Genomic DNA, 7,247 nt, shown 5'->3' with positions numbered 1-7,247 from the left:
GGTATAACAAACTGTTTAAGAGTGATTCGCAACGCGTGGCATTTTCTCTATGCGTTGTGTTTAGTGTTTAAGGTGGTGTGCGGAGGCTTTTGTATTGCGTTGCTCACACCTTAACAGGGCGTTATGTGTTGAGGAATTCCATCATGAAGTTAGAGAATAAACCCAAGTTTCCAATTTCAGTTACTTTTCTGGAAGATGGGGAAGTATGGGTACTTGATAATATTAACGAGCTTGGTTCAAACCTTGAGTGGTTCGACTCAAGTGACCCAGAAGAGGAAGCTTTGGTAAAGGATGCTGAGAATCGAGAAGTTGTTCTTGTTGTAGAAAAACTTGAAGTGAAAGAGTTTAAGCTTGCTTAAAGCTGAATTATACAAGCTCCGATCGTCTTACAATAATGCAGGTAGTAGAGTCTGATAAACTAAAAGCCTTTAGCATTCGCGTTACCAAAGACCGGAATGGCAAGCGAAAATAACACACATAACAAACTGTTCAAGAGGGATTCGCAACGCGTGGCATTTTCACTATGCGTTGGTTTTGGTGCTTAAGGTGGTCTGCGGCGGGTTCGGTATTGCGTTGCTCACCCCTTAACAGGGCGTTAGCTGCTTAGAGGAAAAATGATGATCCAAGATAAAGCTACATCAAGTTCCAATTACATAAGATTTATCGACAGAGTAATCGAAAATCGAACTGTTTGGGGACTTCAGCATCCTGATGGTGGGTGGGCAGTTTGTAATTCAAATCAGTATCCAGACGCATCAGTTTATGTTTTTTGGTCAGATAGAGCATACGCAAGTCGGGTCGCAATTGGTGATTGGGAGTTGTATATCCCAACTCCAATTAACCTAGATTCATTCGTTGATAATTGGCTAAAAGGTATTCATAGCGATGGACATTTTGTGGGTCTCAATTGGGATACAAACCTCTGTGGTACTGAAGTTGTCGCAATTGATGTGGCAAAAATGTTGGTACGCAGCTAACAAACTGTTTAAGAGGGATTCACAACGCGTGGCATTTTTACTGTGCGTTGGTTTAAGTGATTAAGGCGGTATGCGGCGGCTTTAGTATTGCGTTGCTCACCCCTTAACAGGGCGTTAGGCTAATCAGGGAGATAAAGATGTCACTTTGGGTTTTGGTTCCGCTTTCATTTTTCCAGCTTGTAGTAGGTTGCATTATAGGTTTTGGGCTTATATTTCTCTCAGGTATAGATCGGGGAGAGAAGCTTTCTGAATTCAACAATAATGTTTGTGTAGCGCTATGGTTTCTATATGTCTTTTCGGTGTTCACGAGTTTCGGACTAGTAATTTATTTTTACTTAATTGATAGCCAAGCATCGTATTATCTATGGTATTTAACGCAATGGGTGGTATTGGCCGTTCTTGTAGGCTACTGGCGAATAGCGAGCGTAAAATTAGCCTAACAAACAGTTCAAGAGGGATTCACAACGCGTGGCATTTTTACTATGCGTTGGTTTTAGTGTTTAAGGCGGTATGCAGCGGCTTCGGTATTGCGTTGTTCACCCCTTAACTGGGCGTTATAAGCCACCGAATATTTTTAGATTTGAGGTATATCTGTGTATGAAATTGTAGCTGCAGTAGCAAATTTAAGTGCGTTGACTGTTATTGGTTTTATCTATGTCGCATATATAAAAAACCTTCGTTCTGTAACGAAGTTAAAAGATGAGCAGCTCAAAATAGCAGAGCAGAATATCGCTAACTGGAAAGAGAAATGCCTAGAGCTGGAGCGAAAGTCTCCAGAGTTCGTAGAAAAGTTGTTAAGTGAGCGCATAAAAATACGAGAAGATGAACTCCAAAGGCTTACTCAGGATTCTGAAATTGTCGCTTCTAGTATTGAGCAGAAGAATAAGGAAATTGTGTCACTAAAAAGTTCACTACTAAAAGCAACAGAGTTTCGAAAAAGTTATTCCGTCTGGGATCGAGAAAAAAGTGATTTTATCGAAGTTTCGCACTCCGAGCTCGAGCAAAAGAACTTAGGCTCTATTTGTGTCGACGCAGCCACAATAATGATCTGCGATCCCTTGTATCTGAAGATGCAAAACGAGTATGAGCAAGAGGATGCTCCCAGACAAGACCGAATGTATAAGGTTGTAGAAACGGGCGAAGTATTCTGCACAAGTTTATATGACGATAACTACGATATGGAGCTGTTGGGACTTGATGAATCTTTGACGCCTCATGAAATGCTTGAACAAGGTTTGTTAATAGACTTAGGGGAGCCAAAATCGCTTCCTGCTATTCCTGAAACTTATATCAAGGGTGACTTACTAAGTTCTGAATATAGGAAAGTCAGGCATCTATCATTTATCAATGGTCGCGTTGGGGCTGGCATTACAGTTTCGTTGCTCGGTGATGGTGTTTACCCAGTTTATGCTGAGACCTATCAAGGTGAAATTCAGAGGATTGTGATTGATGTTTAGTTGTGGCTTATAACAAACAATTTAAGAGGGATTCCCAACGCTTGGTACTTTTGCTTCTACTTCAGTTTTAGTGTTTATGGCACAATGCTTTAGGTTTGGGTGGAGGCGTTGTTCACCCCTTAATTGGGCGTTATGTGTAAGCGGTTTTTTCGAAAAAATGATCAAGTCAAAGGAGGGTAAAGTGGCTAAAAGTATATACAGTATTTCTGTTATCAATGAAGGTCGTGAATCTGATTATCGAGATTTCTGGAATAATGAGCTAAAAACAAACTCTAATGGAGAAGAGTTGCATTCTGACTTAGTAGGGTTTACGGAAATTGTTGAAGCAAGAAACTTGAGTGAAGCTATTTCTATTGTAAAGCAAAAGTATCCAGACAACTCGATAGCACAAGAGCATTCAAGCAAAGTAAGTTAGGGTGTAGAAAACACATAACAAACTGTTTAAGAGTGATTCGCAACGCGTGGCATTTTTACTATGCGTTGCGTTTAGTGTTTAAGGTGGTATGCGGTAGCATCGGTATTGCGTTGCTCACACCTTAACAGGGCGTTATATTTTTAGGAGAGTCTTGTGACAGATAAGTTCACAATATCATTGCCGGTATTTGATACCTGTTTGAGTAGCAATGGGTTAAGAGAAGTTACAAAATCGAGTAGTTTGGATGAAAAAGAAGCCTTAGAGAGAATGGCTCGCTACTTTAAAAATGAAATGCACTTTGACAACGTTCAGTATGACGCAAAGAAACATGATGAAAATACTATAGGCTTCATGTTCATTGAAAATGCGATGGATGTTTGTACTGACGAACATGATCAAATGCCAACAAGGTGTGTTGGTGGTTGTTTATTCAGAAATGTTGGTGGTACGTGGGTTTTGTGTTGGGTCTGGTTACACCCATTCCTTAGAAACAAAAGAAAGCTTTCTTGCCAATGGAAAAAGTTCTGTGACAAATTTGGTGACTTTGCGATTGAAGCTCCAGTTTCTCCTTCAATGGAAACATTTTTAGCTAAGCAAAACACGGATCATCGGCTAGTAAAAATCTGATAACACAAAAAATATAACAAACTGTTCAAGAGGGATTCGCAACGCGTGGCATTTTTACTATGCGTTGGTTTTGGTGTTTAAGGTGTTATGCGGCAACATGGGTATTGCGTTGCTCACCCCTTAACAGGGCGTTATGTGTTTGATGAGTTTTTGAGGTTAATTCTACGATTTTATTGAGAATTCGCTCCGTGTTTTCGGCAAGTTGGCTTGGTCGAAATGGATTCTTGAACAATCTGAGATTGATCGTTTTCAAGGTTCTTGGGTTGCCTCAATTAAGTTTTGGATCTGGTTTGTGTTGAGTTTTATCGGTTTCAAATCGCTTCAATTGAAATGCATTTTTGACTGATTTGCTTGCTGACATTCAGCACTGAAAGTCTGGTGAAGCAAAAAGTTTAGCGGTTGCTGAAAGGGCGCTTTCTTTGTCGTTGATTCTGCAAGTGGGTCTCTTTGGCTAAGATCGCTGTAAAATTTAGGTTTTGGTCAGCATCGTTTTTGTACGTAACTTATTCAAATCTCTTCATTTCTACGGTGGTTTAGTTTGAATTCACGGTAAAATTCACATAACAAGCAATTCAAGTGGATTCTCAACGCGTGGCAGTTTTACTATGCGTTGAGTAAAGTGTTTTATGGTGCAATGCAGCGGCTTGGTCAGTGCGTTGTTCACCACTTAATTGGGCGTTAACTGGCAGGTGAACCCTGCACAATACAAATAATAATGGTGGAATATGTCAGAAAGAGCGAGTATTCGATTTTACGATGTGAAACATTGCGGGCTGTTTAAAGCTAGGGCACGTCAAAGCACATTGGGTAGTTTCAACGAGATTTTGCACAATATCTATAATTGGGCTGCCGAGCCAGGACGCTTAGTTCTGAATACATGTAGTTACGAAGTCGGGGAAGATTTTGAACAAGAGTTTTTAGAAACGTATTTGGTTTCTGCGCAAAAATATACTGAAACAGGTGACTACCTATTTTGCTTTTGGAACCGAACACATGCAACTGGTGATTCAGTCTATGCTTTGGATGCAGGGACTCAGTTGACCAATGTTTCAGAGCAAACGTTCCACCAAGGAAACTTACCGGAAAGTTCAATTCCAGGATATGCGACTTACTTTTGGTTTATACCGTCTAAATCTGTAATGGCTACAATTACCTTTGGTAATCCTCGCTCAGGTATGAATGCGTTTAGTTATTGGCTAGAGAGCTTTTTCCGTACTGAAAGTCGGTATGCAATTTTTGATGAAAGTGATCAGTTTATTGGTTATCGGTCTCCCGATGGCACGATTCACAACGACCTTGAACCTCGGTTTAGTAAACAACTGTACCGAAACCCTTCTAAAAGACAGCTTATACTTTCAAACTGTCAGCATATTCGTGGAGTAGTTCGCCGTATTAACCTCGAACGTGGACAGGTTGCAGATAAAGGCTTAATAGACAGTTTAAAAAGCCGTGTGGGCATATCAACGGAAACAGAGATTCATGATCATGATGTGTCTCTTAAATATGAGTTTAGTTACACTCCTACTGAGAGTGAAGTTCAAGAAATGTTCTCAACATACGAGGCTTCACCAAGCAAAAGTAATTGGGAAGATGTGGGTTTTGTGTTTCCCGATAACAATGGTTTTGGTGCTGAGAAAACAGAATGGTTGAGTAAGTCATTTGCCAAAATCAAATTAACGGTCGATATTGAGTGGGTACTGACAGGGCAACTAGTTAAAGGTGATGTGCTTCTTCAGACACTACATTCTCACAGAAGTGAACTTCTCAACTTATTAGAAGATAACGTGTCAACTTTGGAGCAACGGCTGACAGCATGAAGTCTAAATTAGCAAAATTCATTCTGCTAGTTACAACGTTTTTTGGTTCGTATTATGCAGTGACTTTGGGTATGGATGTTCCTTATACCAAGCAAGCGAGCCTATTGTCGGAGATTAGAAATGTCTCAGCTATAATCTTTGGCGTAACTGGCGCTTGGTTAGCTCTTGTATATCCTAAAGCTTTGGCATCGACAGAACTGGCGCTAAAAGCTGCTAATGATGCTGTTTATGAACAAGCGCAACATGATAATGATGTATTGCTTGGTTTTATAAGAACAATCATTACCTCAATTGTTGTTATCGCGATTAGTGTTGGAATTCCTTTCGTTAAAGAAGTTGCCGCCCAAATCAGCTTTTTAACTGAATATCGTAATTACCTACGAGGAATTTTGTTCTTTACAATCGTGGTACTAGCAATCATTCAGCTGTATCTCTTATTTGCAACGTTTCTACAAACAAAGTCTGCGCTGAAAGATGTTAAGCTCAAAATTGCTGAAGCTAAAACTAGGAATGAGCGTTCACATAACCAGCGTCACTAAGCCAGTTAACAAACAATTTAAGAGTGATTCCCCACGCTTGGCATTTTGGGTTTGGGTCAAGTTTAGTGTTTATGGCGTCCCAGTTAAGTATTGTGGTTGCGTGGGTCACACCTTAATTGGGCGTTAGTTTTCAGACGTAGAGTTCAAATATGGGGCGTGTTGGCAAAAAAATTAAAATGAAAAGGTTGAAGCTAGCCTTAAGAAATATCTCTCATAATTCAACGAGTAAAGAGTTAGGTAATATGGATAAGATCTATAAATATTTTAGTTTTGATGTATTAGATTTGGTTTTTGCCAGAGAGGGGTTTTGTGGTGTTAAATGCTCACTACCGAAAGACTACAATGATCCATATGAGCTTTTCTTAGGAATGGACTTGTCCATCCCACCGGAACATCTGGCGTTCTATCACGATGTAGTAAGTGGCATTCCTCAGAACCCAACAACTTGCTTTTCTTATTCGCCTATCGTGTCGCCGATGTGGGCTCATTATGCTAACAATCATTCAGGCTTTGTACTTGAGTTTGACCTAGAGGGTTTACAGAAACACTTTGAGGGAAATCCAATTTGGGAGGTGTCTTACCGTGAAGCTCCTTTGGAGAGCTTAAAAGGGATACTTGCGAGAGCTGCGGGGACGTTAAAACCACGTCATTCTTATGCATTACAGGAAGCTGTTTTTGTTGAATCATATTTCTCAAAATATGATCAATGGGCATACGAGAAAGAGTGTCGATTTGTCGATATGACAAGTGTAACTGAAAATGTCGCAGGTAATGATATTTTGTTTATACCGCTAGAGTTTGTGACTGCCTTCATCGCAGGACCAAAGTTCCCAACTGATTTGGTTCAACGTTCTAACGATATTGCATCTGTAGCGGATATGAAGTGGTATGAGCTTGTCATTGGTAAAAGCCATCCTAAGCCTTACATTAAAGCCCAAAATAGCGAAGTTTATATCTTTGAAGATAGCCAAATAGTTCAATCAGGACAAAATTGTAATAAGTGCTCAGAGCCCTTAGTTAATGACAATGAACTTTGCCCATGGTGCACAATTACTGAAACTCATAAAGAAGTCGCTGCTCAGCGAAACCCTTTTAGAATGATAAGTTCTATGGGGCGTTTGGATGATTATATGGAAGCTATGGGTAAGATCGGACGATAGGTGAAAAGAAAACTAACAAAGCATTTAAGAGTGATTCCCAACGCTTGGCATTTTTCATTCCATCGTTGGGTTTCGTGTTTACGGTGGTATGGTTAGGTTTCGTGGTAGCGTTGCTCACACCTTAATGCGGCGTTATACCGCAATCAATCATCTAACCTTTTCATGGCTTTACGGTAAACATCGCTACGTTCGCGTTTTCCGACTGCTAAGACGGTTACAATGATGACATCGTCTTCAACTTTGTAGACGAGACGG

Annotated in this window: 9 protein-coding genes; 8 read left to right on the top strand and 1 reads right to left on the bottom strand. The window is 40.2% G+C overall.

All coding sequences use genetic code 11. From position 1 onward, the window contains the following. Positions 1 to 143: 143 nt before the first annotated feature. The 8 genes from UF05_RS04890 (at position 144) to UF05_RS04850 (ending at position 6,992) form a co-directional block, all read left to right on the top strand. Positions 144 to 359, top strand: a complete 216-nt coding sequence (locus UF05_RS04890) for a hypothetical protein (RefSeq protein ID WP_045545950.1) — start codon at positions 144 to 146, stop codon at positions 357 to 359. A gap of 255 nt (positions 360 to 614) precedes the next feature. Next, the gene (locus tag UF05_RS04885; RefSeq protein ID WP_231583934.1) at positions 615 to 977 is read left to right on the top strand and encodes a DUF2750 domain-containing protein; all 363 of its coding nucleotides are present in this window, start codon (positions 615 to 617) and stop codon (positions 975 to 977) included. Positions 978 to 1,570: 593 nt separating this feature from the next. Beyond that, complete coding sequence (locus UF05_RS04875; protein ID WP_045545948.1) at positions 1,571 to 2,434, top strand: hypothetical protein; 864 nt, start codon at positions 1,571 to 1,573, stop codon at positions 2,432 to 2,434. A 181-nt stretch (positions 2,435 to 2,615) separates the two neighbouring features. After that, positions 2,616 to 2,849 (top strand): hypothetical protein, encoded by a 234-nt coding sequence (locus UF05_RS04870; RefSeq protein WP_045545947.1) that lies wholly within the window; start codon positions 2,616 to 2,618, stop codon positions 2,847 to 2,849. A 153-nt stretch (positions 2,850 to 3,002) separates the two neighbouring features. Beyond that, positions 3,003 to 3,476: a hypothetical protein gene (locus UF05_RS04865; protein WP_045545946.1), complete on the top strand. Its 474-nt coding sequence runs from the start codon at positions 3,003 to 3,005 to the stop codon at positions 3,474 to 3,476. Positions 3,477 to 4,201: 725 nt separating this feature from the next. Next, on the top strand, positions 4,202 to 5,293 hold the full coding sequence (locus tag UF05_RS04860) for a hypothetical protein (RefSeq protein ID WP_045545945.1): 1,092 nt from the start codon (positions 4,202 to 4,204) through the stop codon (positions 5,291 to 5,293). Beyond that, positions 5,290 to 5,832 carry a hypothetical protein gene (locus tag UF05_RS04855; protein ID WP_045545944.1) on the top strand — a complete coding sequence of 181 codons (543 nt, stop codon included), beginning with the start codon at positions 5,290 to 5,292 and terminating at the stop codon, positions 5,830 to 5,832. Before UF05_RS04860 ends, UF05_RS04855 begins: the two co-directional genes overlap by 4 nt. 149 nt (positions 5,833 to 5,981) lie before the next feature. Then, the gene (locus UF05_RS04850) at positions 5,982 to 6,992 is read left to right on the top strand and encodes a DUF2971 domain-containing protein (protein WP_082063953.1); all 1,011 of its coding nucleotides are present in this window, start codon (positions 5,982 to 5,984) and stop codon (positions 6,990 to 6,992) included. 143 nt (positions 6,993 to 7,135) lie between these two features. Here UF05_RS04850 and UF05_RS04845 read toward each other — a convergent pair. Further along, on the bottom strand, positions 7,136 to 7,247 hold a 112-nt coding region (locus UF05_RS04845; RefSeq protein ID WP_045545943.1), incomplete at its 5' end, for a type II toxin-antitoxin system RelE family toxin.

This window comes from Vibrio sp. S457-15 (assembly GCF_000960545.1).
GTDB classification, from domain to species: domain Bacteria; phylum Pseudomonadota; class Gammaproteobacteria; order Enterobacterales; family Vibrionaceae; genus Vibrio; species Vibrio parahaemolyticus.
This window is presented reverse-complemented; position numbering and strand designations above follow the sequence as displayed.

What these genes read in the sequence shown, in the direction of transcription:
- UF05_RS04890 (WP_045545950.1), top strand. Translation starts at nt 144, where the DNA reads ATGAAGTTAGAGAATAAACCCAAGTTTCCAATTTCAGTTACTTTTCTG.
- UF05_RS04860 (WP_045545945.1), top strand. Translation starts at nt 4,202, where the DNA reads ATGTCAGAAAGAGCGAGTATTCGATTTTACGATGTGAAACATTGCGGG.
- UF05_RS04885 (WP_231583934.1), top strand. Translation starts at nt 615, where the DNA reads ATGATGATCCAAGATAAAGCTACATCAAGTTCCAATTACATAAGATTT.
- UF05_RS04855 (WP_045545944.1), top strand. Translation starts at nt 5,290, where the DNA reads ATGAAGTCTAAATTAGCAAAATTCATTCTGCTAGTTACAACGTTTTTT.
- UF05_RS04850 (WP_082063953.1), top strand. Translation starts at nt 5,982, where the DNA reads ATGGGGCGTGTTGGCAAAAAAATTAAAATGAAAAGGTTGAAGCTAGCC.